Origin of the sequence: Cellulomonas sp. H30R-01 (assembly GCF_010119915.1) — a bacterium.
GTDB lineage: Bacteria > Actinomycetota > Actinomycetes > Actinomycetales > Cellulomonadaceae > Cellulomonas > Cellulomonas algicola.
This window is the reverse complement of sequence record NZ_CP048210.1, coordinates 3,930,445-3,955,341: the sequence shown is the minus strand read 5'-3', so window position 1 is coordinate 3,955,341 and position 24,897 is coordinate 3,930,445. Positions and strand designations below refer to the sequence as shown.

Below are 24,897 nucleotides of genomic sequence, written 5' to 3'. Positions count from 1 at the left end.
GAGCTGGTCGACCTCGTCTACACGTTGGAGAAGGTCGTCACGGTCGCCTCGTGGCGCCGGCCCGCCGGCCCTGCGCGGCGGCGCGCTCGTCGACGGCCGTGACACCGACGGCGGTCGTCATGAGCTCGACGCGGGCGCCGGACGCTGTCTCGAGCAGACTCCGGACGCCGCGCGCGGAGACGCGAGGTCCTTCGATCCGCAGCAACCGTGGGGGCACGTACGCCGCTCCGGGTGCCTCACCGGGTCCGAACGCCCAGGCGTACCACGGGACGTGGCGGGGGTCGTCGACGTGCTGGAACACGGCTCCGCGTCGTGCCCGCGGCAGGTTGAGGGCGGCGAGGATCTCTTGCCGGACGCCCCGCGACGCGACCACACCCGGACCGACGACGGCGAGGATGCGGCGCACAGAAGGATCGTCCGGCTCGCCGACGACCAGGCCTTCGGACGCCGACCCTGCCACCACCAGACGGACCTGGGTCACGCGCGCGCGCACGGAGTCGGTGGGCAGCGGGACCTGCCCGCGGCGTCGTGGCGCGAGCCAGTACCGGATCTCGTCGAGGGCGATGCGCGCGTTGTCGCGGGTGATCAGATCGGAGTCGTCGTGCGCCTCGCAGACGAAGAGCGGCACGCGGTCCGTCGTGAGGCGCCGACGCTCCCGCACGAGGTGGCCCATGCACTCGACGGCCATGGACCGGACGAGCGTGCGGGGCGAGCGGGCCGCGATGTCGAGGAGGTACGACTCGAGCGTCGCCTGGTCCTCCGCGCCGCGCGTCAGCTCCATCATCGAGTAGGGGATCTGCGCGTCGGGCGTCCCGGCGTCCTCGATCTCGGCGACGAGGTCGAGGTCGAGCCCGGTCGTGGTCGCGGTCGTCACGACGCCTCCTCGTCTCTGTCGCTCCGTCCCGTGGAGCCCGGCGAGCGGAGCGCCGCCGCGCGTGCGCCACGCTATCGCCGACTGCCCCGCGCGCCCCATGCACCTGACCGCCGCGACGCCGGTCCGGCACCGAGCGCGTCAACCGCGCCGTGAGCCACGGACGGCGATCGCCGCTGCGTCGGTCAGGTCACGGGGCGCGGACGCACCGGCAGCTCGGTCGGGGGCTCTGGGATGATGGCGGCATGTCCTCCCCCGACGTCACCGCCCCGTCCGCGCGCGTCCGTCTGGCCGACGCGTCCCCCGCGATCGCGCTCGGCCCGCTGGACGGCCGGTACCGCGCGGCGGTCGCCCCGCTGGTGGACCACCTGTCGGAGGCGGCGCTCAACCGCGAGCGGGTGCACGTCGAGGTCGAGTGGCTGATCCACCTGACGCGGCACGGCGTGGTGCCGGGCGCGCCGACGCTGTCCGCGGCGGAGGAGCAGTACCTGCGCGACGTCGTGACGACGTTCGGCGCCGCGGAGGTCGCGGAGCTCGCGGAGATCGAGCGCGTGACGGTGCACGACGTGAAGGCGGTCGAGTACTTCCTCAAGAAGCGCCTCGCCGACGCCCCGGCCGCGCTCGGCGACGACACGGTCCTGCCGAGCGTGAGCGAGCTCGTGCACTTCGCCTGCACCAGCGAGGACGTCAACAACCTGTCGTACGCGCTGATGGTGCGGGGTGCGGTGCGGGACGTGTGGCTGCCGGCGGCGACGGCGCTGACGGACGAGGTCGCGGCCCTCGCGCACGAGCACAAGGACCAGCCGCTGCTGGCGCTCACGCACGGCCAGCCGGCGACGCCGACGACGCTGGGCAAGGAGCTCGCTGTGCTGGCGCACCGGCTGCGGCGGCAGCTGCGGCGGATCGCGTCGGACGAGTTCCTCGGCAAGATCAACGGCGCGACGGGGACGTTCGGTGCGCACGTCGTCGCGGTGCCGGGCGCGAACTGGCCGATCGTCAGCCGGACGTTCGTCGAGCACCTGGGCCTGACGTGGAACCCGCTGACGACGCAGATCGAGTCGCACGACTGGCAGGCGGAGCTGTACGCCGACGTCGCGCGGTTCAACCGCGTGCTGCACAACCTGGCGACGGACGTCTGGACGTACATCTCGCGCGGGGTCTTCATCCAGATCCCCGTGGCGGGCGCGACGGGCTCGTCGACGATGCCGCACAAGGTGAACCCGATCCGGTTCGAGAACGCCGAGGCGAACCTGGAGCTCTCCTCGGCGCTGCTGGACACGCTCGCGTCGACGCTGGTCACGAGCCGCCTGCAGCGCGACCTCACCGACTCGACGACGCAGCGCAACATCGGGCCGGCGTTCGGGCACTCGCTGCTCGCGATCGACAACGTGCGCCGTGGTCTGCGGGCGCTCGACGTCGACGCGGCCCTGCTGGCGCGTGAGCTCGACGAGAACTGGGAGGTGCTCGGCGAGCCGGTGCAGTCGGCGATGCGCGCCGCGTCCGTCGCGGGCGTGACCGGCATGGAGAACCCGTACGAGCGGCTCAAGGAGCTCACGCGGGGGCGCCGGCTGACGGCGGACGACATGCGCGAGTTCATCGGCGGCCTGGGGCTGCCCGAGGACGTCGCGGCACGCTTGCAGGCGCTCTCGCCGGCGTCGTACACGGGGCTCGCGTCGGAGCTTGTCGCGTACCTCGACCACTGAGCGGTTCGCGTCGCGCGCGTGCGGTCCGCTCGTCGGGTCGGGACGAAGGTCCCGGGCGACGGACCGCCGCGGGCAGGACCGTCGTCGGAACCGCGTCGACGTCGCGACGAGCCGAACGAGTGAATCGGACAGTTCGGACAGATCGTTCTCGCCGGGCCGTTCGCGCTACTGTTCGACACGACGTCGGAGAGAGCGCTTCCAGCAAAGCTGCAGGTCCATGCGTTCGTAACGTTTCGACATGCGCCCACCGCGCTCCCAGCGGATCGAACCGCTTCGACCGGGAACGCTCTCACCACGTGTGACCTGCGGAAGCACACCCGTGGGACACGGACGGGTGACGCGATCTGGACAGGTGCCCGTGAAGGGCTGCACAATCGTGCACCGATCCGTCCTGTTCCTCCGGTTCCTCCCTCTTCCCGGCAAGGATGCCCACCGTGACCCTCATGCAGAAGGCGATCACACCAGCGCTCTCCCGCGCGATCCTCACCGCCGGGCACGACCGTGTGGCCGGCTACGTGGTACGTGCCGAGGACGTCGGCTTCGCGACCACCCCGGCGCAGCTCTTCGAGGTCCACGGCCTCGGGTACGAGGGCTCGCCCTTCAGCCCCTGGGACCGGTCAATCGACATCCTGCGGTTCGAGTCCTCACCGCAGCTCCAGTACCGCGACGTCCCCGGCTACATCCTCCCGCTGTGGTGGCTCCGGCACTCCCGCATCCCCCCGGGCGCCGAGCTCATCCGGGTCTACGAGGACGGCACCGCCACGCTGCTCGCGCGCTACGGCGACGTCGGCACCGGCTGGACCGTGACGCAGCTCGGGGCCCGACGTCCGGCGCTGGCATCGCTCTCACGCTGCGTCGGCCCCGTCGCCAAGTGGCACGGCGCGTACCTGGAGGCGGACGTCGTCGACGGAGGCCACACGGTCGTCCTCGCGCTCGCCAACCCGCCCCTCGCCGAGACCGGCTTCCACCAGGCGCCGTCGGGCCGCTGGTACCGCCGGGTCGCCCGCGAGGACGTCACCGAGCTGTTCGAGCTCGACCTCACGGCTCGCTGGAACGGCCTGTCCGTCCGCGTCGTGGACCAGTGGCAGGACGCGCAGCGCTACGTCGTCGCGCGCATCTCGCACCTCGGTGACGACATCGAGCGGGCCGAGCGCCTGCACCTCGAGCGCGTCGAGGCCGGCGTGTACGAGGGCATCGTCTACGCGGCCGAGCTCACCGACATCCAGACCAACCAGGTCGTCCCGCACACCTGGGCCCCCGGGCCCGCCGCGCAGCGGCACCAGGTGGCGTACTGACGACCGCACGGACCGAGGGAGCGGCGATCCCCCCGCTGTGATCCCTCTCGAACGCGTGCCGGGCCTGGCCCTCCCCCCCGTCCAGGCCCGGCACGCACCATGTCCGGGGTGCGCCCCTCGCTGACACGTGCAGCCCACGCCCGCGGAGAGCCGGAGGATCGGGGCCCCGACGCGCTCACCTGCCGGAGGGTCGGCCGATCGCCGACCCTCGTCGACCGGCCGACGCGCTCACCTGCCGGAGGGTCGGCCGATCGCCGACCCTCGTCGACCGGCCGACGCGCTCACCCGCCGAACGCCACCAGCCGGAGGGTCAGCGGGCCGCCGACGCACCCACGGTCGCCGGCGCCGGACCTGCGACCGCAGTCGCGACGTTCGGGACCTCGATCGCGGCCAGCTCCGCGAGCGCCGCCGCGTACGCGACCGCGTCGCCGGCCCGCGCCGCCTCCCGAGCCCGGACGGTGGGGCCGTGCAGCGTCGACCGGGTCCGCCGGCGCAGCGACCGCTCGGCCCGCTCGTCGCGGGCGTCCTGCGGCAGGGCGGCCAGCGCGGCCTCGAGCCCGCCGAGCACGCGCGTGCGCTGCGCGACGACCGCCGGGTTCCACTCGCGCACGCGCTGGTCGGCCTCGTAGGCGTCGGCCGCGGACACGACGATCCGCCGCGCGGACTCGACGGCTGCGTGCTCGGCAGGGGCGTGCTCGGCGACGGTGTGCAGCGTGACGAGCCGGACACCGGGCAGGTGCCGCACGCCCGGGTCGACGTCGTGCCGCAGGGCGAGGTCGACGACGGTGAGGGGGCGGGCGTCGACCCGCGCGCGCGCGGCGGCGAGCGCGTCCACCTGCAGGACGGCACCCGCGGCACCGCTGCACGCGACGACGAGGTCGACACCGCCGAGCTCGGCGGCCAGGTCGGCTCCCGCGGGCAGGGCCCGGACGCCGCGGGCGGACGCGAACTGGCTCGCACGACCGCTCGGCGAGTAGACGCGGACGTCGGTGCACCCCCGCGCCTTGAGCGCGGCGAGCGTCGCGCCGGCGTAGGAGCCGGTCCCGACGAGCACGCACGAGACCTCCGACCACGGCACGAGCCCGCGCTCGGCGATGTCGAGGGCGACGCCCACCACGGAGCGGCCGGCGGCGCCGAGCCCGGTCTCCGACTCGACGGCGCGCGACACCCGGGACGCGGCCTGGAAGAGCGACTCGAGGGCGGAGGTCGTGGTCCCGTCGCGGCGTGCGGTCGTCAGGGCGCGGCGCACCTGGCCGGCGATCTCCCGCTCGCCGACGACCATCGACTCGAGCCCGCTCGCGACGGCGAACAGGTGCTCGCCGGCTGCGTTCCCGGTGAGAGGGCGCAGGTGCGTGAGGACCTCGTCGGGGGCGTACCCGGACCGGGTGGCGACGGCCTGCGACGCGGCGGCCAGGGCGGCGGGCGTCTGGTCGACGTCGTCGACCTCCAGGTACAGCTCGAACCGGTTGCACGTCGCGAGAACGACGGCACCGGTGACGGGGGTGGACGCGCGCACGAGCTCGCGACCCACGGCGTGCACGTCCGACGAGAGACGCTCCAGCACGGCGAGGTCGAGGTCGTGGTGACTGGCGACCAGGGACAGCAGCACCACGTCCCCGATTCAATCATCCCGACATTTGTCGGGCACAATCGAGGGGTGCCTCTTCCCGTCACACATCCCCTCGCCGACGGTCGCACCGCGCATTCTCCGCTGGTGCGCGCGTATTCCGGCGAGCGGCCCTCGCGGCGCCCCGTCTGGTTCATGCGGCAGGCCGGCCGGTCGCTGCCCGAGTACCGCGCGCTGCGGGCCGGGACGGCCATGCTCGACGCGTGCCTCGACCCGGAGATGGCGAGCGAGATCACGCTGCAGCCCGTGCGTCGGCACGACGTGGACGCGGCGATCTTCTTCTCGGACATCGTCGTGCCGCTGCGGCTCGCGGGCGTCGACGTGGAGATCAAGCCGGGCGTCGGTCCGGTCATGGGCGCACCGGTGCGCACGGCGGCGGACGTCGCGGCGCTGCGCGACCTCGGCCCGCTCACCGCCGAGCGCCTGGCGCCGGTGAGCGAGGGCGTCGCACGCACGGTCGCGGCCCTGGGGAGCACGCCGCTGATCGGCTTCGCGGGTGCGCCGTTCACGCTGGCCGCGTACCTCGTCGAGGGTGGCCCGTCGCGCGACCACCTGGCCGCCCGCACGCTCATGCACGCGGACCCGAGGACGTGGACGGCCCTGACGACCTGGGCGGCCGAGGTCACCGGCGCCTTCCTGCGCGCGCAGGTGCTCGCGGGCGCCAGCGCGGCACAGCTCTTCGACTCGTGGGCGGGCTCGCTGGGCCTCGCCGACTACACCGCGCACGTCGCACCCGCGTCGGCGCACGCGCTCGCCGCGATCGCCGACCTCGACGTGCGTCGTGTGCACTTCGGCACCGGCACGAGCGAGCTGCTGGTCGCGATGCGCGACGTCGGCGCGGACGTCGTCGGCGTCGACTACCGGCTGCCGCTCGACGAGGCCAACCGCCGCCTGGGCGGCCGCACGCCGCTGCAGGGCAACATCGACCCCGCGCTCCTCGGGGCGCCGTGGCCCGTGCTCGAGGCGCACGTGCGCGACGTCGTGGCCCGCGGCGAGCAGGCGCCCGGGCACGTCGTGAACCTGGGCCACGGCGTCCCCCCGGACACCGACCCCGAGGTCCTGACCCGCCTGGTCGGGCTCGTCCACTCGCTGTGACCACCGGCGACCCGACCTGGGACGCGGTCGTCGTCGGGGGCGGCGTCGCGGGGCTGGTCGCCGCACGCGAGCTGGCCGCGGGCGGGCTGCGGACGGTCGTCCTCGACGCCGACTCCGAGCCCGGCGGGGCCGTCCGCGGGCACACCGTCGCGGGCCTGCGGCTCGACGCGGGTGCGGAGTCGTTCGCGACGCGCGGCGGGACGGTCGCGGCCTACCTCGAGGACCTCGGGCTGGCCGACCGCGTGTGCCTGCCCGCCTCGCACGGGTCGTGGGTGCACCTGCCGTCGGGCGACGGCCCGCTGCCGCGGACGGGGCTGCTGGGGATCCCGTCGGAGCCGTTCGCGGCGGACGTGCGCCGCACGATCGGCCTGGTCGGGGCGCTGCGGGCGTCGCTCGACCGCGTCCTGCCCGCCCGCGTCGGGGCGTCGGCGACGTCGCTCGGCGCTCTCGTCCGGGCCCGGCTCGGGGCGCGCGTCCTGGACCGGCTCGTGCGGCCCGTCGTCGCGGGCGTGCACGCGTCCGACCCGGACGACCTCGACGTCGGCGCGGTGTCGCCCGGGCTGCCAGCGGCCCTGCGCGAGTCCCGCTCCCTGACCCGGGCCGTGCGGACGCTGCGCGCGTCGGCGCCCGCAGGGTCCGCGGTGCAGGGCCTCGAGGGCGGGCTGCACGTGCTCGTCGACACGCTCGTCGCCGACCTCCGGGCGCATGGCGTCGAGGTCCGGACCGGCGCGCGCGTGCGTCGTCTGCGGCCGTCGGCAGCGGGTGCCGCGCCGACGCAGCCCGCGTCGGTGCCGGCGCGCGAGGCACTCGCCGCGCACGACGACGACGCGACGCGGACCGCACCGGCCGACGCTTACGCGGGCGGGACGGAGCACGCCCGGATCGCCGCGGGCGGGCGCGACGGGCAGACGTACGACGTCGAGCTCGACGACGGCACGACGCTGCGCAGCCGCCGCGTGGTGCTCGCCTCACCGGTGGCCGCCGACCTGCTCGCCGAGCACGCACCGGGCCGGACGCTGCCGTCGCTCGACGCGGGCGCCGTGGTCACGCTGGTCACGCTCGTGGTGGACGCCCCGACGCTCGACGGAGCGCCGCGCGGCACGGGGGTGCTGGTGGCGCGCGCGGCGTCCGACGTCACCGCCAAGGCGCTCACGCACGCGACCGCGAAGTGGCCGTGGCTCGCGCGCACCGTCCCGACGGGGCGGCACGTGGTGCGGCTGTCCTTCGGGCGGGCGGGCGACGCCGACCGCGTCCCTGACGACGAGGACGCGCTCGTCGACCTGGCCCTGCGGGACGCCTCGGTGCTGCTCGGGGTCGGCCTGGACCGGTCGGTGCTGGCCGGCAGCGCGGTCGTGCGCTGGACGCAGGCGTTGCCCCGGCCGAGCGCGGCGCACCGGGAGGCGGTCGCGCAGGTCCGGGCGGCGGCCGCGGCCCTGCCCGGGGTGGCCGTGTGCGGGGCGTGGACGGCGGGCAACGGTCTGGCGTCGGTCGTCCCCGACGCCCGGGCCGCCGCGACGGCGCTCGTCGCCTGACCCGCCGCTCCGCCCCGGCCGGCGCACCGTCCCGACGCCGCATCGGACGACGGGCGGCCGCCCGGCGCACGCGGCCCCGACCGCCCGCCGACCACGCCGGTGGCCGCCGTGAGGATTGCCTCACATTTCCGTCGGCGCTTTTCTGACAGCCTGTCGTGACCCTTCGGAAATCGTGACGCACGACATTCACGGGGCTCGCAGAAACTCCCGCCGGCGACATTTTCTGACAGCTTGTCAGTTCGATGTCACACGGTTCGCGTGAGCATTACCACGAAGCCCCGCCACGCTTCGACACGGGCCGCCGACGCGAGGGACACTGGGCGGCATGCCCCAGCACGTCCGCATCGGCACGCGCGCGAGCACGCTCGCGCTGACCCAGACGGGCCACGTGGCCGACGCCCTCGCCGCGCACGGCGACCTCGACGTCGAGACCGTGCGCGTCCGCACCGACGGTGACCGCCTCACCGGCTCGCTCGCCACGCTCGGCGGCACCGGCGTGTTCGTCACCGCACTGCGCGACGCGCTGCTCGACGGGCGCTGCGACGTCGCGGTGCACTCCCTCAAGGACCTGCCGACGGGCGACGCCGACGGACTCGTCATCGCCGCGGTCCCGCTGCGGGAGGACCCCCGCGACGCCCTTTGCGCGCGCGACGGCCTCACGCTCGCCGGGCTGCCGGACGGCGCGCGCGTCGGCACCGGCTCCCCGCGCCGTGCGGCCCAGCTGCTGCGCGCCCGTCCCGACCTCGACGTCGTGGACATCCGCGGCAACGTCGACACGCGGCTCGGCCGCGTCGCGGGGTCGGCCACCGGGCCGGGCGACCTCGACGCGGTCGTCCTCGCCCGGGCAGGGCTGGCCCGCATCGGACGGCTGGAGGCCGTCACCGAGCTGTTCGACGCCGACGTGATGCTCCCCGCCCCCGGACAGGGCGCGCTCGCCGTCGAGACCCGCGCGTCCGGCCTCACGACGGAGCTCGCGACCCCGTTGGCCGGCGCGCTCGCCGCCCTCGACCACCGTCCGACGCGTGTCGCGGTGCTCGCCGAGCGTGCGCTGCTCGCCCGGCTGGAGGCGGGGTGCGCGGCCCCGGTCGGCGCGCTCGCGACGCTCGACGGCGACGTGCTCACGCTCGAGGCCGTCGTCGTCCGCACCGACGGCAGCGACGCCCTGCGGCGGCGGGGCAGCACGACGCTCGGCGGCACACCCGCCGAGGACGCCGTCGCGGCTCGTGCCCTCGGCGCGAGGCTCGCGGACGACCTGCTCGCGACAGGCGCCGCCGACCTCGCCGACCTGGGGCACGCCCGATGACGGCCCCGCAGCCGCCCGCCGGCGACGCGCGCGCGGAGCGCACTCCGGCCGGCACCGCGAGCCGCGAGCGCGGTCTCGGCGGCACGAGCACCTCCGCCGGCCCCGGACCGCTCGCCGGATGGCGCGTCCTGGTCCCGCGGCCCGCCGCAGGCGTGAGCCCGGCCGCCGTCGCGCTCGCCGCCGCCGGCGCGGACGCCGTGGTCGTCCCTCTCGTCGAGACGGTCCCGCCCGAGGACCCGACGCCCGTCGACGACGCCCTGCTCGCACTCGGCGCGGGCTGGTACGGATGGCTCGTCGTCACCAGCCAGGCCGCGGTCCCCGTCCTCGAGCTGCGCGCGGCGCGCGCGGGCCGGACGCTGGCCGCGATCGTCGGTGACGCGGGCGTGCGCGTCGCGGCCGTCGGGCCCGGCACCGCGCGAGCGCTGCGCGAGGCGGGCGTGACGCCGTCGCTCGTCCCCAGCGGCGAGTCGACGGCCCGCGCGCTCGTCGCGACCTGGCCCGCGCTCCCGTCGACCGCCGACGGCGGGACGGGACCGGCGCAGCGCGTCCTGTTCCCCCGCGGCGACCTCGCCGCCCCGACGCTCGCCGACGGCCTGCGGGCGCGCGGCTGGCAGGTCGACGACGTCGTCGCCTACCGGACGGTGCCCGCGGCCCCGCCGTTGGCCGAGGTCCGCGCCGCGTGGGCCGACGGGTCGATCGGGGCAGCGCTGCTGACGTCGGCCAGCACGGTCCGGGAGCTCGTCGCGCAGCTGGGTGCTCCGCCCGCCGGGACCGCGCTCGTCGCGATCGGCCCGACGACCGCGGCGGAGGTCGAGCGCCTCGGCCTGCCGCTGGCCGGCGTCGCGCAGGAGCAGACGATGACGAGCCTCGTCGCCGCGCTCGCGTCGGCGGTCGGCGGGTCGACCACGGCACCCGCGGCGAACGCGCACCCGCCCGCGACCGACGACGTCACCCGTTCGTCCGCCACCCCTGACGGTGAATCCGCGACGCCCACCGAGGCCGCCGCACCGACACCCCCCACCCCCCGCTCCGAGGAGCACGCGTGACCACCTCCCTCCCCCGCCCCGGCCGGGTCCGCCCGCGCCGCCTGCGCTCCACGACGGCGATGCGCCGCCTCACCGCCGAGACCCGCCTGCACCCCGCAGAGCTCGTGCTCCCCCTCTTCGTCCGCGAAGGGCTGACCGAGGCGCGCCCGATCGCGTCGATGCCCGGCGTCCTGCAGCACACGCGCGACTCGCTCAAGGGCGCGGTGTCGGACGCCGCCGCAGCCGGGCTCGGCGGCGTCATGCTGTTCGCGATCCCCGAGGTCCGGGACGCGGTCGGCTCGCAGGCCACCGCACCCGACGGCATCCTCAACCTCGCCATCGCGGACGCCGTCGCCGAGGCCGGTGACGCGCTCGTCGTGCAGGCGGACCTGTGCCTCGACGAGTTCACCGACCACGGCCACTGCGGCGTCCTGACGCCCGCGGGCGCGGTCGACAACGACGCGACGCTCGTGCGTTACGCGGAGATGGCGCTCGCGCAGGCCGCCGCGGGCGCGCACCTCGTGGGGCTCAGCGGGATGATGGACGGCCAGGTCGGCGTGGTGCGCGACGCGCTCGACGACGCCGGCCACGAGCAGGTCGCGGTGCTCGCCTACGCGGCGAAGTACGCGTCCGCCTTCTACGGCCCGTTCCGGGACGCCGTCGAGTCGCAGCTCGAGGGCGACCGCCGGACCTACCAGATGGACCCCGCGAACCGTCGGGAGGCGGCGCGCGAGGTCGCGATCGACATCGCCGAGGGTGCCGACGTGGTCATGGTGAAGCCGGCGATGTCCTACCTGGACGTGCTCGCGGACGTCGCGGCCGTGTCCACCGTTCCGGTCAGCGCCTACCAGGTATCGGGCGAATACGCCATGATCGAGGCCGCCGCCGCGCACGGCTGGATCGAGCGCGAACGGGCGATCCTGGAGTCCGTGCTCAGCATCCGTCGTGCGGGTGCCGATCACGTGCTCACCTACTTCGCGACGGAGCTGGCCGCGTGGCTGGCGGAGGAGAAGTCATGAGCCGGTACGGCAGCAGCGAGGCGGCGGTCGCCGGCCGCACGAGCGCGGAGACGTTCGCGCACGCCCAGGCCGTGATCCCCGGCGGTGTGAACTCCCCCGTGCGCGCGTTCGGCGCCGTCGGCGGCACCCCGCCGTTCATCGCGTCGGGCAGCGGCCCGTACGTCACGGACGTCGACGGGCACGAGTACGTCGACCTGGTCGGCTCGTGGGGTCCGGCGCTGCTGGGCCACGCGCACCCGGACGTCGTCGAAGCCGTCCAGGCCGCCGCGGCGCGCGGACTCGGGTTCGGCGCCCCGACGGTCACCGAGGTCGACCTGGTCGACGAGATCCGCTCGCGCGTCCCCGCGGCGGAGATGGTGCGACTCGTGTCGACCGGCACCGAGGCGACGATGACGGCGCTGCGCCTCGCGCGCGCCCACACCGGCCGCGACCTCGTCGTGAAGTTCGCCGGCTGCTACCACGGTCACGTCGACGCGCTGCTGGCGTCCGCGGGCTCGGGCGTCGCGACGCTCGCACTGCCCGACTCGGCGGGCGTCTCGACGGCCGTCGCAGCCGAGACGATCGTGCTCCCGTACAACGACGTCGACGCCGTCGCGGAGGCCTTCGCGACGCACGGCGACCGGATCGCCGCGGTCATCACCGAGGCCGCGCCCGCGAACATGGGCGTCGTCCCGCCCGGGCCGGGCTTCAACGCCGAGCTGCGCCGCCTGACGGCCGAGCACGGCGCGCTGCTCATCCAGGACGAGGTCCTCACGGGCTTCCGGGTCGGCTTCTCCGGCTGGTGGGGCCTCGAGGGCCTGCGCGAGGGATGGGCCGCGGACCTGTTCACGTTCGGCAAGGTCATCGGCGGCGGGCTCCCCGTCGCGGCCGTCGGCGGGCGCCGGGACGTCATGGGCAACCTCGCGCCGGTCGGCCCGGTCTACCAGGCGGGCACGCTGTCGGGGAACCCGGTCGCGACCGCGGCGGGCCTGACGACGCTGCGTCTCGCGGACGCGTCGGTCTACGCGCGGATCGACCAGACGGCGGCGACGCTGCGCACCGAGCTGTCGCGCGTCCTGGCCGACGAGTCCGTCCCGCACAGCGTGCAGTGGGCGGGCAGCCTCTTCAGCACGATGTTCGGCCCCGAGGCGGCGACCCACGGCGTGCGCGACTACGCGGCGGTGCAGGCGAGCGAGGCGTGGCGGTACGCGCCGTTCCACCGCGCGCTGCTCGAGGCGGGCGTCTACGCGCCGCCGTCGCCGTTCGAGGCGTGGTTCGTCTCGGCCGCGCACGACGACGCCGCGGTGGACCGCGTCCTGTCGGCGCTCCCGGCGGCCGCGCGCGCCGCGGCAGCAGCGACGCCCCCGGCCTGACGCCCGGCGCCGCTGCCCGACGGCGGCCGCTCGCCGCGCCGCCGACCGACGACTGCCGACTGCCGACGACGGCCGCTCGCCGCGCCGCCACGAGCACGAAGGCCCGCCACCGTCCAGCACGGTGGCGGGCCTTCTCGTCCGTGCCGCCCGACGAGGAGAGGGCGGCGTCCGGACGGCGCCCGGCGGCCGGGGACGGCCGACCGCCGGACGCAGGTCCTCAGTAGGTGAACGCGGCGACGCGCGACCGCAGGTCCGCGGACATGCGCGCGAGCTCCTCGACGTTCGTGCCCATCTGGGCGAGCACGTCGGAGCTCGTCGCGGCCGACGTGGCGACGCCGGTGATGTTCGTGGCGATGTCCCCGGTGCCGGCTGCGGCGTCGGCGACGCCGCGCGACATCTCGGTCGTGGTCGCCGTCTGCTCCTCGATCGCGGACGCGATGGTGAGCTGGTGGTCGTTGATCGCCTCGATGATCGACGAGATCTCTCCGATCGCGGACACCGCGCCGGTGGTGTCGGTCTGGATCGCCTCGACGCGGCGCGCGATGTCCTCGGTCGCCTTGGCGGTCTCGGACGCGAGCTCCTTGACCTCGCCCGCGACGACCGCGAAGCCCTTGCCCGCCTCCCCGGCGCGCGCGGCCTCGATGGTCGCGTTGAGCGCGAGCAGGTTCGTCTGCTCGGCGATCGACGTGATGACCTTGACGACGTTGCCGATCTCCAGGCTGGACTCGCCGAGCTTCGCGACGCGCTCGTTGGTGAGCTCGGCCATCTGCGTCGCCTGGTGCGCGACCTTCGCGGCCTCGGACGCGCTCTGCGCGATCTCGCGGATCGACGACCCCATCTGCGCCGACCCGGCCGCGACGGACTGCACGTAGCGCGAGACCTGGTCCGCGGTGGACGCGACGACGCCCGCCTGCGCGCTCGTCTCCTCCTGCGCGGCTCCGACCTGCTGCGCGGCGGCCGACAGCTCCTCCGCCGCGGCGGCGACGGTCTCGGCCGCCTCGACCACGCCGGCGAGGGTCGACCGCACGGACCGCTGCGCGACGCCGAGCGCCTCGGCGGTCTGCCCGACCTCGTCGCGCGAGCGCACGGGCGCCTCGACGGTGAAGTCGCCGCGGGCCATCGCCTGCAGGCTGCGACGGACGTCGTCGACCGAGCGGCGGATGCCCCGCACCACGAGCCAGGTCAGCACCGCGGCGAGCACGAACGCCGTGACGAGGTTGGTGAGGAGCACGATCATCGCGTTGCTCGCACGGTCCTGGGACTGGCGGGCCAGGTTCGTGATGAAGGCGGTGTTCTCGGCCGCCGTCTGGTCGAGCTCCGCGACGTACGCCTCGATGGCGGGCTGGCCGAGCTCGTCGCGGATGCGGGCGTACTCGTGCAGGTCCTCCTCCAGGGCGGCGGGGACGAGCTGCTCGTCGCGGATCTGGAGCCAGGCGTCGTACTTCGTGAGGAAGTCCTGCCAGGACTGCTCGCCGCCGGCGGCGCTCGCGGTGTAGGCCGCGATCTGCGGCTCGAGCTCGGCGTCGTTCGACTCGAGCGCGCGGCGCCAGTCGCTCTTCGCGGTGGGCTCGTCGGAGGCGGCGATCTGGGCGACGATCATCCGCGCCTTGAGCTGGTTCTGGTGCACGAGGTCGCGGACGTCGCTGATCTGGCTCTGCCCGTCGGCCATGGTCTTCATGTCCGCACGCGTCTGCTGCAGGACGAGCACCGCGTACCCGGACGAGAGCAGCACGATCGTGCCGGCGACGCCGAGCGTCGCGAGGATCTTCGTCTGGATGCCGCGGTCCGCGAACCACGACAGGCGGCGGCGGGACGACGTGGACTGGGGCATGCGGGCCTCTCGCTTCGGACGGCGAAGGGGGCGGACGTGCGGACGACCGGCGGGCTTGCCGGGTCCTCGACGCCCCCTGCGACGGCGCCGTGACGCGTGGCGTCGCCGTCCTTCCGTTCGGTCGGTCCGGCGTCCTGCTGAGCGTTTTCTGTGAGGTCGATCCGTCGGGTTCGACCCGGAGCGTCCTGGACGTTCGTCCGACTGGAGACGCTCGTCACGCCCCGTGCGACCGTGACCTGCGCACGCGTCGTCGGGGGGGTGACCCGGACCGCGCCGGACGACGGCGACGACGGGAGCGGGTGTGCGCCCGGAGTCAGCCCCAGGTGGGCGGGTCCAGCTCGCTCGACGGAGCCGGACGGGGGAACGGGACGCTCGGCGTCGGGCGCCAGGCCACGTGCGGCTGCCACACCGTCGGCCGGTCGTCGGGGCCGTCCGACGGCTCGTCGGCGTGCGGCCACAGCGAGTGCGTGGGATGGCCCGGCGCGCGCTCCGCGACGTGCGCGTCGGGCTTGTCGTGCAGCGCGTGGGCCGGTCCGGCGACCTGCCCGTGCCTGCTGGCGTCGTGGCCGAGCGCGGCGAACGGGTCGTGCCGCACGACCGGGACGGCGGTGACGGGCTGCACCCGGGTGTTCCACGTGCCGGCGTGCGGCCGGTAGGTCCGGCCGGCCGTCCCCGGTGCCGCGTCGTCGCGGTGGCCGGGCTCGTCGTGCATCGTCACGTCGGTGTCGCCTCTCGTCGCTGGCGGGACGAGTATCCCCGAGAAACGGGGCTCATGCGACATATCGGACGCCGTGCACCGCATCGGGTGAGGGGTCGGGCGACCGCAGAGGGCGCCTCACCGGATCGGGTGACGGGCGAGCGAGCGAGGCCTGCGGGGACGGGCGACCAGGCCGGGCGACCAGCCCGGGCGCGGGTCGTGAAGCGCGCGTCAGACGGCGGTCGCGACGACCTTCTCGTCCTCGACGGCACCGGCGGTCTCGACGGCCTCGGCACGGGCGGCGGCCTGGTCGGCGCGGTAGGCCCGCACGGACCAGACGATCGCCACGACCCAGACGACCGCGAGGACGCCGAGGACGACGCCCTCCTGCGGCGCGCCCTTCCAGCCGACCCAGTCGCTGCGGACGAGCGTGCGGGTGTTGGTGAGGACGATGACGCCGCCGACGGCCGAGCCGAGGATGCGCGGCGGGACGTGCCGCACGAGCCACGCGGCGATGGGCGCGGCGACGAGCCCGCCGAGCAGCAGCGCGAGCGCCCACGTGAGGTCGACGCCCTGGGACCCGATCGCCACGAGGAAGCCGACGCTCGCGGCGAGCGCGACGAGGAACTCCGAGGTGTCGATCGAGCCGATGACCTTGCGCGGCTCGAGCCGGCCGCTCGCGAGCAGGGCCGGGGTGCCGATCGGGCCCCACCCGCCGCCGCCGCTCGCGTCGACGAAGCCGGCGACGAGGCCCAGCGGGGCGAGGAACCGCTTGCGCAGCGGGAGATGGCGGCGGTCGGTGCGCAGGCCGAACAGCGTGAACCGCACGAGCAGGTAGACGCCGAGGCCGAGCAGGATGAGCGACATGGCGGGCGCACCGGCCTCCGTCGAGAGCCGCGACAGGAACTGCGCCCCGACGAACGCGCCGATCGCCCCCGGGACGCCGACGCGGAGGACGACCTTCCAGTCGACGTTGCCGAACCGCCAGTGCGACACACCCGACGCGAGGGTCGTGCCGATCTCGGCGAGGTGGACCGTCGCGGACGCGGCCGCGGGGTTGGTGCCGATGGCGAGCAGGAGCGTCGAGGACGTCACGCCGTACGCCATGCCGAGGCTGCCGTCGACGAGCTGCGCGGCGAGGCCCGCGAGGGCGAGGAGCAGGAGCTGCGGCACGGGAGACCTCGGGGGACGACGACGGAGGACGGCTTTCCCGATAATCCCGAGTGACTTACTTGCATTTCAACCGTCGACCGGATGTTGAGACCCGGTGCTCAGGGATTGGTCCAGGCGTCCTCGTGCGCGGCCATCTCCCGCACGTGCGCGGGGAGCTCCCCCGCGACGAGCGCCGCGAGCGTGACCTCGTCGAGCACGCTGCGCACGCTCGCCCGCAGGGCGATCCACACGTCGAGCAGCGACGCGGCCGACCCCTCGTACTCGAGGCTCGGCGGGCGCTCGTCCCGGACGGTCACGAGCGGGCCGTCGACCGCCCGGATGATCTCGGCGAGCGTGATCTCCTCCGCAGGCCGGGCCAGCCGGAACCCGCCCGACCGGCCGCGCACGCTCGCGACCAGCCCACCGCGGCGCAGGTCGCCGAGGATGCGCTCGAGGAAGCTCGACGGGAGGCCCTGACCGGTCGCGAGGTCCTCCGACGCGACCGGGTCGCCGTGCGGGCTGCTCGCCAGCTCGGCGCACGCCCGCACCGCATAGTCCGCCTTCGCCGAGACACGCATACCGGCATTGTGCCCTCGCCGGACGTGGGACCTCGGCACCTGCCGGGTGCCCGAGTCGTCCCGCAGGCGCCCGAGGTCAGGCGCCGACCGCGCCCCGCAGCAGGTCGTCGAGCGTGACGCCGTCGAGCACCTCGCGCAGCCGCTGGTCGGTGAGCTCCCACAACGCGGGCAGGTGCCGCGCGACGCCGTCGTACGTGAGACGGCCCGGCGGCACGGCCCGCACCGTCACGAGCGGCCCGTCGAGGCCCCGCACGACGTCGCCGACCGCGATCTCCCCCGCCTCGCGCGCGAGCGAGTAGCCGCCGTGCGCGCCGCGTCGCGACGTCACGAAGCCGAGCTTGCGCAGGTCGTTGAGGATGCCTTCCGCGTACTGCTGCGGCAGGTCCTGCTCGACGGCGAGCTGCTCGACCTTGACGACCTCGGGCGCGTGCTGCGCGAGCAGCAGGAGCGCCCGGACCGCGTAGTCAGCCTTGGCGGAGACGTGCACGGCCGGTCACCCCCGCACCTGCTGGGACGACCGAGGGCGTCGGTCGGGTCGCGGACGGCTCACGCGGGACCGCTGACGGACGACGGCACGCGCGCGGGCGGCGGCACGGAGACGGCGGCCGCGGACGCGTGCGGCCGCAGCCACACCCGCTGCCCCTCGACGAGACCGAGCCCGTCGGCCTGACCGCGGGTCAGCTGCACCCACGGCGTCGACCCGTCCTCGGCGCGCGTCTCGGCGCGCACCTCGTACCCGACGCGCAGCAGGCGCGTGACGGTCACCGGCAGCGCCTCGGGGCGGTCGTCCTCGACGATCTCGATGTCGTGCGGCCGCACGAGCCGGCCGCCCAGACGCGTCGTCGGGCCGAGGAACTGCATGACGAACTCGTTCGCCGGCCGGTCGTAGAGCTCGGCCGGCGAGCCGACCTGCTCGATCCGGCCCTGGTTGATGACGACGATCGTGTCGGCGACCTCGAGGGCCTCCTCCTGGTCGTGCGTGACGAAGAGCGTCGTCACGTGCACCTCGTCGTGCAGGCGGCGCAGCCAGTCGCGCAGCTCCTTGCGCACCTGCGCGTCGAGCGCGCCGAACGGCTCGTCGAGCAGCAGCACCTCGGGCTGCACGGCGAGCGCGCGCGCGAGCGCCATGCGCTGGCGCTGCCCGCCCGAGAGCTCCGACGGCAGGCGGTCCGCGAGCTGCTCGAGGTGCACGAGCTCGAGCAGCTCGTCGACGCGCTTGCGGACCTCGTCCTTCGGGCGGCGGCGGATCTCGAGCCCGAACGCGACGTTGCGGCGCGTGCTGAGGTGCTTGAACGCGGCGTAGTGCTGGAACACGAACCCGACGCTGCGCCGCTGCGGCGGCAGTGCCGTCGCGTCGCGCCCCGCGATCTCGATCGTCCCGGTGTCGGGGTGGTCGAGGCCCGCGATGATGCGCAGGAGCGTCGACTTGCCGCCGCCGCTCGGTCCGAGCAGCGCGGTCAGGCCGCCCGCGGGGACGTCGAGGTCGATGTCCGTGAGGGCGGGGAACGTGCCGAACCAGCGGTTGACCCCGCGGACGACGATGCTCATCTCTTCTCCTTCGGCCGCAGCGCGGTGATCACGACGATGAACAGCACGGCGACGAGCATGAGGACGAAGGCCGCGGCGAACGCGGCGCGCTGCGCCTCGGGCCCGAACTCCTGGTAGGCGTCGTTGACGAACAGGGTGAGGGTCTGGGACTGCCCGGCGACGCTGCCGCTGACGACGCGCACGGCCCCGAACTCGCCGAGCGACCGCGCCAGGCTGAGCACGACGCCGTACGCGAGCGCCCACTTGATCGTCGGGAGCGTGATGCGGCGCAGCCGAGCCCACCCGCCCGCACCGAGCGACTGCGCGGCCTGCTCCTGCTCGACGCCCGCCTCCTCGAGCGTCGGGACGACCTCGCGGACGACCAGCGGGAGCGACACGATGACGGTCGCGAGGACCATGCCCGGGACCGCGAAGATCACCTGGAACCCGGCCTGCTCGAGCGCCGGCCCGAACCAGCCGTTCGTGCCGTAGACGAGGATCAGCGCGACGCCGACGACGATCGGCGAGATCGACACGGGCAGGTCGATGACCGCGTTGAGCAGCCGCCGGCCGGGGAACTCGTAACGGGCCAGCAGGATGCCGATGCCGACCCCGAAGATCGTGTTGACCACCACCGCGAGACCCGCGACGACGAGCGTCAGGCGGGCTGCGGCGACGAAGTCGGGCGAGGTCAGCACGTCGAGGACCGGCACGAGGCCGTCGGCGAACGTGTACCGGACGACCGTCGCGACGGGCAGCGCGACCAGCGCGAGCACGTAGGTCACGGCGATCACGCGCAGCACGAGGCGGATCGCGGACGGCCGGCGCCGTCGGCGGGCGGGGGGTCGGGCCGCGGTGGGCGCGGGTGCCGGGGCGAGCGCAGGGGCGGTGCCCGTGCCGTCGCGGTCGGTCAGGGTCGTCGGCTCAGCCACGGCGTGCCGTCCTTCGCTGCAGGGCGTCCAGCAGGACGAGGACCACGACGGCCACGACCAGCAGCAGGACCGCGACGCTCGCGGCGCCGACCGGGTCCTGCGACTCGATGAGCTTGAGGACGTACGCGGACGACACCTGCGTCTTGCCGATGAGGTTGGCCGAGATGAGGATGACCGACCCGAACTCGCCGAGCGCCCGCGCGAAGCTCAGCGCGGCACCGGAGACGATCGACGGCGCGATCGTCGGGAGCACGATGCGGCGGAACGTCGTCGCGCCGCTCGCGCCGAGGGACGCGGCCGCCTCCTCGACGTCGCGCTCCATGTCGATGAGCACGGGCTGCACCGACCGGACGACGAACGGCAGCGTGACGAACAGCAGCGCCAGCACGACGCCGGCCTGCGTGCCGACGAGGTTGACGCCGAACGGCCCCTGCGGGCCGTACAGCGAGATGAGGACCAGGCCGGCGACGATCGTCGGGAGCGCGAACGGGATGTCGATGACGACCTCGACGGCGCGCTTGCCCCAGAAGTCGTCGCGCACGAGCACCCACGCGACGAGCGTGCCGATCACGGCGTTGACCGCGGTCACCAGCAGGGCGGCGCCGACCGTGAAGCGGATGGTCGCGACCGCCTCGGGCGTGGTGACCGCGTCCCAGAACGCGCCGAACCCGTCCTCGAAGGCCGTCGACGCGAGCGCGGCGATCGGCAGCAGCACGAGCAGGCTCAGCCACAGCACGCCGACGCCGAGCCCGACGGCCGACCCGCGCCCGAGGCGGGAGCGGCCGTCGGGGGCGGGGCGACGCCCGCGCGCGACCGGCGCGGGCGTCACCTCCTCGGTCCTGGTCAGGAGCGTCATGGCCGTTACTTGCGCAGCTGCGCGACGAGACCGTTCTCCTTGTCGAAGAGCTCGGTGTTGACCGTCTTCCAGCCACCGAGGTCCTCGACCGTGAGGATCTTCACGTCCGGGAACGGCTTCGACGGGTCGTTCGCGCCCTCGACGTCCGTCGCGGCCTTCGCGTCGCCGACGGGGCGGAAGCCCTTGCTGCCGAGGATGAGCTGGCCCTCGTCGGACCGCACGAAGTCGAGGAAGTCCTTCGCCTGCTGCGGGGCGTCGACGGTCACGGCCGCGGCGTTCTCGATGAGGAAGGTGGTGTCCGGCACGACGTAGTCGAGCGCGATGCCCGACGCGCGCGCCGCGATCGCCTCGTTCTCGTAGGAGATGAGCACGTCGCCCGTGCCGTTGACGAACGCCTCGGTCGCGGTGCGGCCGCTGTCGTTCCAGCTCACGACGTTGTCGACGAACGCGCCGAGGTACGCCTCCGCGGCGGCCTTGTCGTCGTTCTCACCGAGCGCCTGCGAGTACGCGCCGAGCAGGTTCCACTTCGCCGAGCCGGACGTGCCCGGGTCGGCGGTGACGATGCCGACGCCCGGCTTCACGATGTCGTCCCAGCCCTCGATGCCGAGCGGGTTGCCCTCGCGCACGGCGAGGACGACGACCGAGTGGGACACGATGCCCTTGTCCTCGTCGGACGCCCAGTCCTCGGCGACGAGGCCCTCGTCGGCGATGGCCTGCACGTCGGGCGTGAGCGAGAGCGCGACGACGTCGGCGGGCTGGCCGGCGATGACCGCACGGCTCTGCGCGCCGCTCGCGCCGTACGACGCGGCGATCGTGACGTTCTCCCCCTCGGGCGTCTCGGCGAACGCCTCGCCGAGGGCGTCGTAGGCCGACTTGATGACCGCGAAGCCGACGAGGTCGATCGTGGTCGGCTCGGCGGCCGCCCCGGAGTCGGCCGTGCTGTCCGTGCCGCTGTCCGCGGCCTCGGAGGACGCGCAGCCCGCGGCCGTCAGCAGGGAGACAGCCGCGATCGCGAGCGCCGTTCCGATCCGTGCTCGACGCGTGGTCTGGGCGTTCATGGGACTCCTCGAGGAGCGGGTCGTGCGGGGGCACGACGACGGGTCGATAAACCTGAGTAGGTCGGTCGCAATTGTAGGGAACAGCGTCCACCCTGTGGCCAGTCCGTCTCACGTGCTGATCGGGAATACCCCCGGGGGGTACCGTGTTGGGACGGACATGACGACGACCGGGGAGGCCACCGTGCACGGGTACACCGACGCGAAGGACGACTACCTCAAGCGGCTGCGCCGCATCGAGGGGCAGGTCCGCGGGATCGCCCGCATGGTCGACGAGGACGTCTACTGCATCGACGTCCTCACCCAGATCTCCGCCGTCACCAAGGCGCTCCAGGCCGTGAGCATCGGCCTCGTCGAGGACCACCTCGGCCACTGCGTCGTCGACGCGGCCCGCAAGTCCCCCGAGGAGGGCGCCGCCAAGGTCCGCGAGGCCTCCGACGCGATCGCCCGCCTCGTCCGCAGCTGACCCCGCTCCCCCACCCGATCAAGGAGAGACCCATGTCCCAGACCACCACGTTCGGCGTCGACGGCATGACCTGCGGCCACTGCGTGCACGCGGTCACCACCGAGCTGTCCGCCCTCCCCGGCGTCACCGACGTCGCCGTCGACCTCGTGGTCGGCGGGTCGTCCACCGTCCGCGTCACGTCCGACGCCCCGCTCGCCGACGACGCGGTCTCCGAGGCCGTCGTCGAGGCCGGCTACGCCGTCACCCCCCGGAGGTCCCTGCTGTGAGCACACCGGACGAGCGCCCCACTGCGGGCGCACCCGTCGCCCTCGTCGACCTCGACGTCGAGGGCATGACGTGCGCGTCGTGCGTCGCGCGCGTCGAGCGGCGCCTCAACCAGGTGCCGGGCGCGTCGGCGACCGTGAACCTCGCGCTCGAGACGGCGCACGTCGAGCTGCGGCCGTCCGACGACGGGAGCGTCGCGGACGACTCCGCGCTGCTCGCGGCCGTGCGGCGCGCCGGGTACGACGGGCGCGTCACGGCTCGTCGCGGGGACGCACCGGCGTCGACCGAGGCGCACGAGGCGCACGAGGGCCACGACACCCACGGCGCTCACGACGCGGCGCACCACGCGGCCGGGCAGGGCTCCGGCACCCGCGTCGTCGACCCGCACGCGACGGTCGACCACGCCGGTCACGGCGTCGCCACGGTCCCGGCCGGCCACGACGGCGCGCACACGCACGGCATGGACCCGTACGAGCACGCGCTCTCGGGCCACTCGATGGCGCCCGGGCACGAGATGGACGCCGACGAGGACACGTCCGCCCCGACCGACGCGCGCGGCACCGACCTGCGCCGCCGGCTGCGGGTCGCGACCGTCCTCACGGTCCCCGTCCTGCTCCTGTCGATGATCCCCGCGCTGCAGTTCACGGGGTGGCAGTGGGTCGTCGCCGCGCTGGCGCTGCCGGTCGCGACCTGGGCGGCGTGGCCGTTCCACAAGGCGGCCGCGCGCGCGGCCCGGCACCGCGCGTCGACCATGGACACGCTCGTGTCGATCGGCATCGTCGCGGCGACCGGCTGGTCGCTGTGGGCGCTGCTGCTCGGCGGCACGGGCGAGCTCGGCGTGACGATGACGCCGACGCTCTTCCCGGCGGCCGACGACGGCATGGGCGAGGCGATGCCGGAGCTGTACTTCGAGGTCGCGGCCGTCGTCACGACGTTCCTGCTGGCCGGCCGCTACGCCGAGCACCGGTCCCGCCGCCGCGCGGGCGACGCGCTGCGCGCGCTGCTCGACCTCGGCGCGAAGGACGTCGCGCTGCTGGTCACCGGCCCGGACGGGCGTCGCGTCGAGCAGCGTGTCCCGGTCGCTCGTCTGACCGTGGGCGACGAGTTCACCGTGCGGCCCGGCGAGAAGGTCGCGACCGACGGCGTCGTGGTGTCGGGCACCAGCGCGCTCGACACGTCGCTGCTCACCGGCGAGCCCGTCCCCGTGGACGTCGGACCCGGCGACGAGGTCACCGGCGCGACCGTCAACACGTCGGGTGCGCTCGTCGTGCGCGCGACCCGCGTCGGTGAGGAGACGCGGCTGGCCCAGATCGGCCGGCTCGTCGCCGCGGCGCAGACGGGCAAGGCGCCCGTGCAGCGGCTCGCGGACCGCATCTCGGCGGTGTTCGTGCCGGTCGTGCTCGTGCTCGCGGTCGGCACGCTCGCCGCGTGGCTGCTCGCGGGCGGCTCGGTGCAGGCTGCCTTCACGGCCGCCGTCGCGGTCCTCATCATCGCGTGCCCGTGCGCGCTCGGGCTCGCGACGCCGACCGCGCTCCTGGTCGGGACCGGCCGCGGCGCGCAGCTCGGCATCCTCATCAAGGGTCCCGAGATCCTCGAGAACACGCGGACCGTCGACACCGTCGTGCTCGACAAGACCGGCACCGTCACCGAGGGCCGCATGGCGCTCGTCGACGTGCTGCCCGTCGCAGGCACGACGCGCGACGACGCCCTGCGCTACGCCGCCGCCGTCGAGCAGCTCGCCGAGCACCCGGTCGCCCGCGCGATCGCCTCGGCCGCGCAGGGACCGTCCGGCGACGCGGTGCTCGCCCCCGCGGGTGGCGCGTCCGCCGTCCGCGCGACGCCCGACGCCACCACCGGCGGGGACGCCGCTCCGGGTGTCGGCGCCGACGGCGTCGTCATCGGGTCCGACCAGGTCCACGACTTCCGCGCGCACGCGGGTCACGGCGTCTCGGGCGTCGTCCGCACGGCGCACTCGGGCGTCGGGCTGGCGCGTCGCGTGCTCGTCGGCCGGACCGGCTGGCTGCGCGACGAGGGCGTCGACACGACCCCCGTCGACGACGCCGTGCGCCGCGCGGAGGACGACGGCGCGACCGCGGTCGTCGTCGCGTGGGACGGGGCCGCGCGCGGCGTGCTGGTCCTGCGCGACCCCGTGAAGCCGACGTCCGCGCAGGCGGTCGCCGAGCTGCGGGCCCTGGGACTGCGGCCCGTGCTCCTGACCGGCGACAACCTCGGCGCCGCGCGCGCCGCGGCCCGGACCGTCGGGATCGCGGAGGACGACGTCGTCGCACAGGTGCTGCCCGCCGACAAGGTCGCGCAGGTCCAGCGGCTCCAGGCCGAGGGGCGGCGCGTCGCGATGGTCGGCGACGGCGTGAACGACGCGGCAGCGCTCGCGACGGCGGACCTGGGCCTCGCGATGGGCACGGGCACGGACGTCGCGATCGAGGCGGCCGACCTCACGCTGGTCCGTGGCGACCTGCGCACGGCCGGTCAGGCGGTGCGGCTGTCGCGGAAGACCCTGTCGGTGATCCGGCAGAACCTCTTCTGGGCGTTCGCGTACAACGTCGCGGCGATCCCGCTCGCGGCGCTCGGGCTGCTCAACCCGATGATCGCGGGCGCGGCGATGGCGTTCTCGTCGGTCCTCGTCGTCGGCAACAGCCTGCGCCTGCGCACCTTCGCCTGAGCACACGACGGCCCGGCTCCCCGCGTGGGGGCCGGGC

22 protein-coding genes are annotated in these 24,897 nt (G+C 74.9%); 11 read left to right on the top strand and 11 right to left on the bottom strand.

Going from position 1 to position 24,897, the window contains the following annotated elements; genetic code table 11:
• Nucleotides 1–37: 37 nt before the first annotated feature.
• On the bottom strand, nt 38–874 hold the full coding sequence (locus GXP71_RS17630) for a hypothetical protein (protein WP_162353722.1): 837 nt from the start codon (nt 872–874) through the stop codon (nt 38–40).
• A 242-nt stretch (nt 875–1,116) separates the two neighbouring features.
• On the opposite strand from GXP71_RS17630, the gene purB reads away from it, so the two are divergent.
• Complete coding sequence (gene purB / locus GXP71_RS17625) at nt 1,117–2,574, top strand: adenylosuccinate lyase (RefSeq protein ID WP_162353721.1); 1,458 nt, start codon at nt 1,117–1,119, stop codon at nt 2,572–2,574.
• Nucleotides 2,575–3,017: 443 nt separating this feature from the next.
• Nucleotides 3,018–3,869 (top strand): hypothetical protein, encoded by an 852-nt coding sequence (locus GXP71_RS17620; protein WP_238402763.1) that lies wholly within the window; start codon nt 3,018–3,020, stop codon nt 3,867–3,869.
• Nucleotides 3,870–4,179: 310 nt separating this feature from the next.
• Here the strand turns inward: GXP71_RS17620 and GXP71_RS17615 are convergent, their stop codons facing one another.
• Nucleotides 4,180–5,481 carry a glutamyl-tRNA reductase gene (locus GXP71_RS17615; protein ID WP_202924281.1) on the bottom strand — a complete coding sequence of 434 codons (1,302 nt, stop codon included), beginning with the start codon at nt 5,479–5,481 and terminating at the stop codon, nt 4,180–4,182.
• Between the two features lie 45 nt (nt 5,482–5,526).
• On the opposite strand from GXP71_RS17615, the gene hemE reads away from it, so the two are divergent.
• The 6 genes from hemE to hemL all read left to right on the top strand — a co-directional run bounded on the left by hemE (nt 5,527) and on the right by hemL (nt 12,822).
• Complete coding sequence (gene hemE / locus GXP71_RS17610) at nt 5,527–6,591, top strand: uroporphyrinogen decarboxylase (RefSeq protein ID WP_162353719.1); 1,065 nt, start codon at nt 5,527–5,529, stop codon at nt 6,589–6,591.
• A complete protein-coding gene (locus tag GXP71_RS17605; RefSeq protein WP_162353718.1) occupies nt 6,588–8,123 on the top strand; it encodes an NAD(P)/FAD-dependent oxidoreductase in 1,536 nt (511 codons plus the stop codon). Before hemE ends, GXP71_RS17605 begins: the two co-directional genes overlap by 4 nt.
• 325 nt (nt 8,124–8,448) lie before the next feature.
• Nucleotides 8,449–9,426, top strand: a complete 978-nt coding sequence (gene hemC, locus GXP71_RS17600; protein ID WP_162353717.1) for a hydroxymethylbilane synthase — start codon at nt 8,449–8,451, stop codon at nt 9,424–9,426.
• The gene (locus tag GXP71_RS17595; RefSeq protein ID WP_162353716.1) at nt 9,423–10,472 is read left to right on the top strand and encodes a uroporphyrinogen-III synthase; all 1,050 of its coding nucleotides are present in this window, start codon (nt 9,423–9,425) and stop codon (nt 10,470–10,472) included. Before hemC ends, GXP71_RS17595 begins: the two co-directional genes overlap by 4 nt.
• Before the next feature lie 59 nt (nt 10,473–10,531).
• Complete coding sequence (hemB, locus tag GXP71_RS17590; protein WP_370521020.1) at nt 10,532–11,470, top strand: porphobilinogen synthase; 939 nt, start codon at nt 10,532–10,534, stop codon at nt 11,468–11,470.
• Nucleotides 11,467–12,822, top strand: coding sequence for a glutamate-1-semialdehyde 2,1-aminomutase (gene hemL, locus GXP71_RS17585; protein ID WP_162353714.1), 1,356 nt, complete (start codon nt 11,467–11,469; stop codon nt 12,820–12,822). The genes hemB and hemL overlap by 4 nt, the downstream gene beginning before the upstream one ends.
• 217 nt (nt 12,823–13,039) lie before the next feature.
• Here the strand turns inward: hemL and GXP71_RS17580 are convergent, their stop codons facing one another.
• The 9 genes from GXP71_RS17580 to GXP71_RS17540 all read right to left on the bottom strand — a co-directional run bounded on the left by GXP71_RS17580 (nt 13,040) and on the right by GXP71_RS17540 (nt 21,453).
• Nucleotides 13,040–14,653: a methyl-accepting chemotaxis protein gene (locus tag GXP71_RS17580; RefSeq protein ID WP_162353713.1), complete on the bottom strand. Its 1,614-nt coding sequence runs from the start codon at nt 14,651–14,653 to the stop codon at nt 13,040–13,042.
• Nucleotides 14,654–14,966: 313 nt separating this feature from the next.
• Nucleotides 14,967–15,365, bottom strand: a complete 399-nt coding sequence (locus GXP71_RS17575) for a hypothetical protein (protein ID WP_162353712.1) — start codon at nt 15,363–15,365, stop codon at nt 14,967–14,969.
• Nucleotides 15,366–15,581: 216 nt separating this feature from the next.
• Nucleotides 15,582–16,523 (bottom strand): sulfite exporter TauE/SafE family protein, encoded by a 942-nt coding sequence (locus GXP71_RS17570; protein WP_162353711.1) that lies wholly within the window; start codon nt 16,521–16,523, stop codon nt 15,582–15,584.
• 98 nt (nt 16,524–16,621) lie between these two features.
• Nucleotides 16,622–17,080: an Rrf2 family transcriptional regulator gene (locus GXP71_RS17565; RefSeq protein WP_162353710.1), complete on the bottom strand. Its 459-nt coding sequence runs from the start codon at nt 17,078–17,080 to the stop codon at nt 16,622–16,624.
• Nucleotides 17,081–17,156: 76 nt separating this feature from the next.
• Nucleotides 17,157–17,567 (bottom strand): Rrf2 family transcriptional regulator, encoded by a 411-nt coding sequence (locus GXP71_RS17560; protein ID WP_162353709.1) that lies wholly within the window; start codon nt 17,565–17,567, stop codon nt 17,157–17,159.
• Between the two features lie 59 nt (nt 17,568–17,626).
• On the bottom strand, nt 17,627–18,628 hold the full coding sequence (locus tag GXP71_RS17555; RefSeq protein WP_162353708.1) for a sulfate/molybdate ABC transporter ATP-binding protein: 1,002 nt from the start codon (nt 18,626–18,628) through the stop codon (nt 17,627–17,629).
• Nucleotides 18,625–19,539: a sulfate ABC transporter permease subunit gene (locus tag GXP71_RS17550; RefSeq protein WP_238402481.1), complete on the bottom strand. Its 915-nt coding sequence runs from the start codon at nt 19,537–19,539 to the stop codon at nt 18,625–18,627. The genes GXP71_RS17555 and GXP71_RS17550 overlap by 4 nt, the downstream gene beginning before the upstream one ends.
• Nucleotides 19,532–20,395, bottom strand: a complete 864-nt coding sequence (cysT, locus tag GXP71_RS17545; RefSeq protein WP_162353707.1) for a sulfate ABC transporter permease subunit CysT — start codon at nt 20,393–20,395, stop codon at nt 19,532–19,534. Before cysT ends, GXP71_RS17550 begins: the two co-directional genes overlap by 8 nt.
• A 5-nt stretch (nt 20,396–20,400) precedes the next feature.
• The gene (locus GXP71_RS17540) at nt 20,401–21,453 is read right to left on the bottom strand and encodes a sulfate ABC transporter substrate-binding protein (RefSeq protein WP_162353706.1); all 1,053 of its coding nucleotides are present in this window, start codon (nt 21,451–21,453) and stop codon (nt 20,401–20,403) included.
• Between the two features lie 157 nt (nt 21,454–21,610).
• Between GXP71_RS17540 and GXP71_RS17535 the strand changes: the two genes are divergently transcribed.
• The 3 genes from GXP71_RS17535 to GXP71_RS17525 are packed head-to-tail and all read left to right on the top strand — an operon-like array spanning nt 21,611 to nt 24,860.
• Nucleotides 21,611–21,916, top strand: a complete 306-nt coding sequence (locus GXP71_RS17535) for a metal-sensitive transcriptional regulator (RefSeq protein WP_210728618.1) — start codon at nt 21,611–21,613, stop codon at nt 21,914–21,916.
• Between the two features lie 32 nt (nt 21,917–21,948).
• Entirely contained in the window at nt 21,949–22,182 is a 234-nt protein-coding gene (locus tag GXP71_RS17530; RefSeq protein ID WP_162353705.1) for a heavy-metal-associated domain-containing protein, read from the top strand.
• On the top strand, nt 22,179–24,860 hold the full coding sequence (locus GXP71_RS17525) for a cation-translocating P-type ATPase (RefSeq protein WP_162353704.1): 2,682 nt from the start codon (nt 22,179–22,181) through the stop codon (nt 24,858–24,860). The genes GXP71_RS17530 and GXP71_RS17525 overlap by 4 nt, the downstream gene beginning before the upstream one ends.
• The last annotated feature ends 37 nt before the right edge of the window (nt 24,861–24,897 follow it).

Bases quoted from the DNA above. Each gene is read 5' to 3' on its own strand.
- purB (WP_162353721.1), top strand. From the start codon at position 1,117: ATGTCCTCCCCCGACGTCACCGCCCCGTCCGCGCGCGTCCGTCTGGCC.
- GXP71_RS17620 (WP_238402763.1), top strand. From the start codon at position 3,018: ATGCAGAAGGCGATCACACCAGCGCTCTCCCGCGCGATCCTCACCGCC.
- hemC (WP_162353717.1), top strand. From the start codon at position 8,449: ATGCCCCAGCACGTCCGCATCGGCACGCGCGCGAGCACGCTCGCGCTG.
- GXP71_RS17595 (WP_162353716.1), top strand. From the start codon at position 9,423: ATGACGGCCCCGCAGCCGCCCGCCGGCGACGCGCGCGCGGAGCGCACT.
- hemB (WP_370521020.1), top strand. From the start codon at position 10,532: ATGCGCCGCCTCACCGCCGAGACCCGCCTGCACCCCGCAGAGCTCGTG.
- hemL (WP_162353714.1), top strand. From the start codon at position 11,467: ATGAGCCGGTACGGCAGCAGCGAGGCGGCGGTCGCCGGCCGCACGAGC.
- GXP71_RS17580 (WP_162353713.1), bottom strand. From the start codon at position 14,653: ATGCCCCAGTCCACGTCGTCCCGCCGCCGCCTGTCGTGGTTCGCGGAC.
- GXP71_RS17575 (WP_162353712.1), bottom strand. From the start codon at position 15,365: ATGCACGACGAGCCCGGCCACCGCGACGACGCGGCACCGGGGACGGCC.
- GXP71_RS17565 (WP_162353710.1), bottom strand. From the start codon at position 17,080: ATGCGTGTCTCGGCGAAGGCGGACTATGCGGTGCGGGCGTGCGCCGAG.
- GXP71_RS17555 (WP_162353708.1), bottom strand. From the start codon at position 18,628: ATGAGCATCGTCGTCCGCGGGGTCAACCGCTGGTTCGGCACGTTCCCC.
- cysT (WP_162353707.1), bottom strand. From the start codon at position 20,395: ATGACGCTCCTGACCAGGACCGAGGAGGTGACGCCCGCGCCGGTCGCG.
- GXP71_RS17540 (WP_162353706.1), bottom strand. From the start codon at position 21,453: ATGAACGCCCAGACCACGCGTCGAGCACGGATCGGAACGGCGCTCGCG.
- GXP71_RS17535 (WP_210728618.1), top strand. From the start codon at position 21,611: ATGACGACGACCGGGGAGGCCACCGTGCACGGGTACACCGACGCGAAG.
- GXP71_RS17530 (WP_162353705.1), top strand. From the start codon at position 21,949: ATGTCCCAGACCACCACGTTCGGCGTCGACGGCATGACCTGCGGCCAC.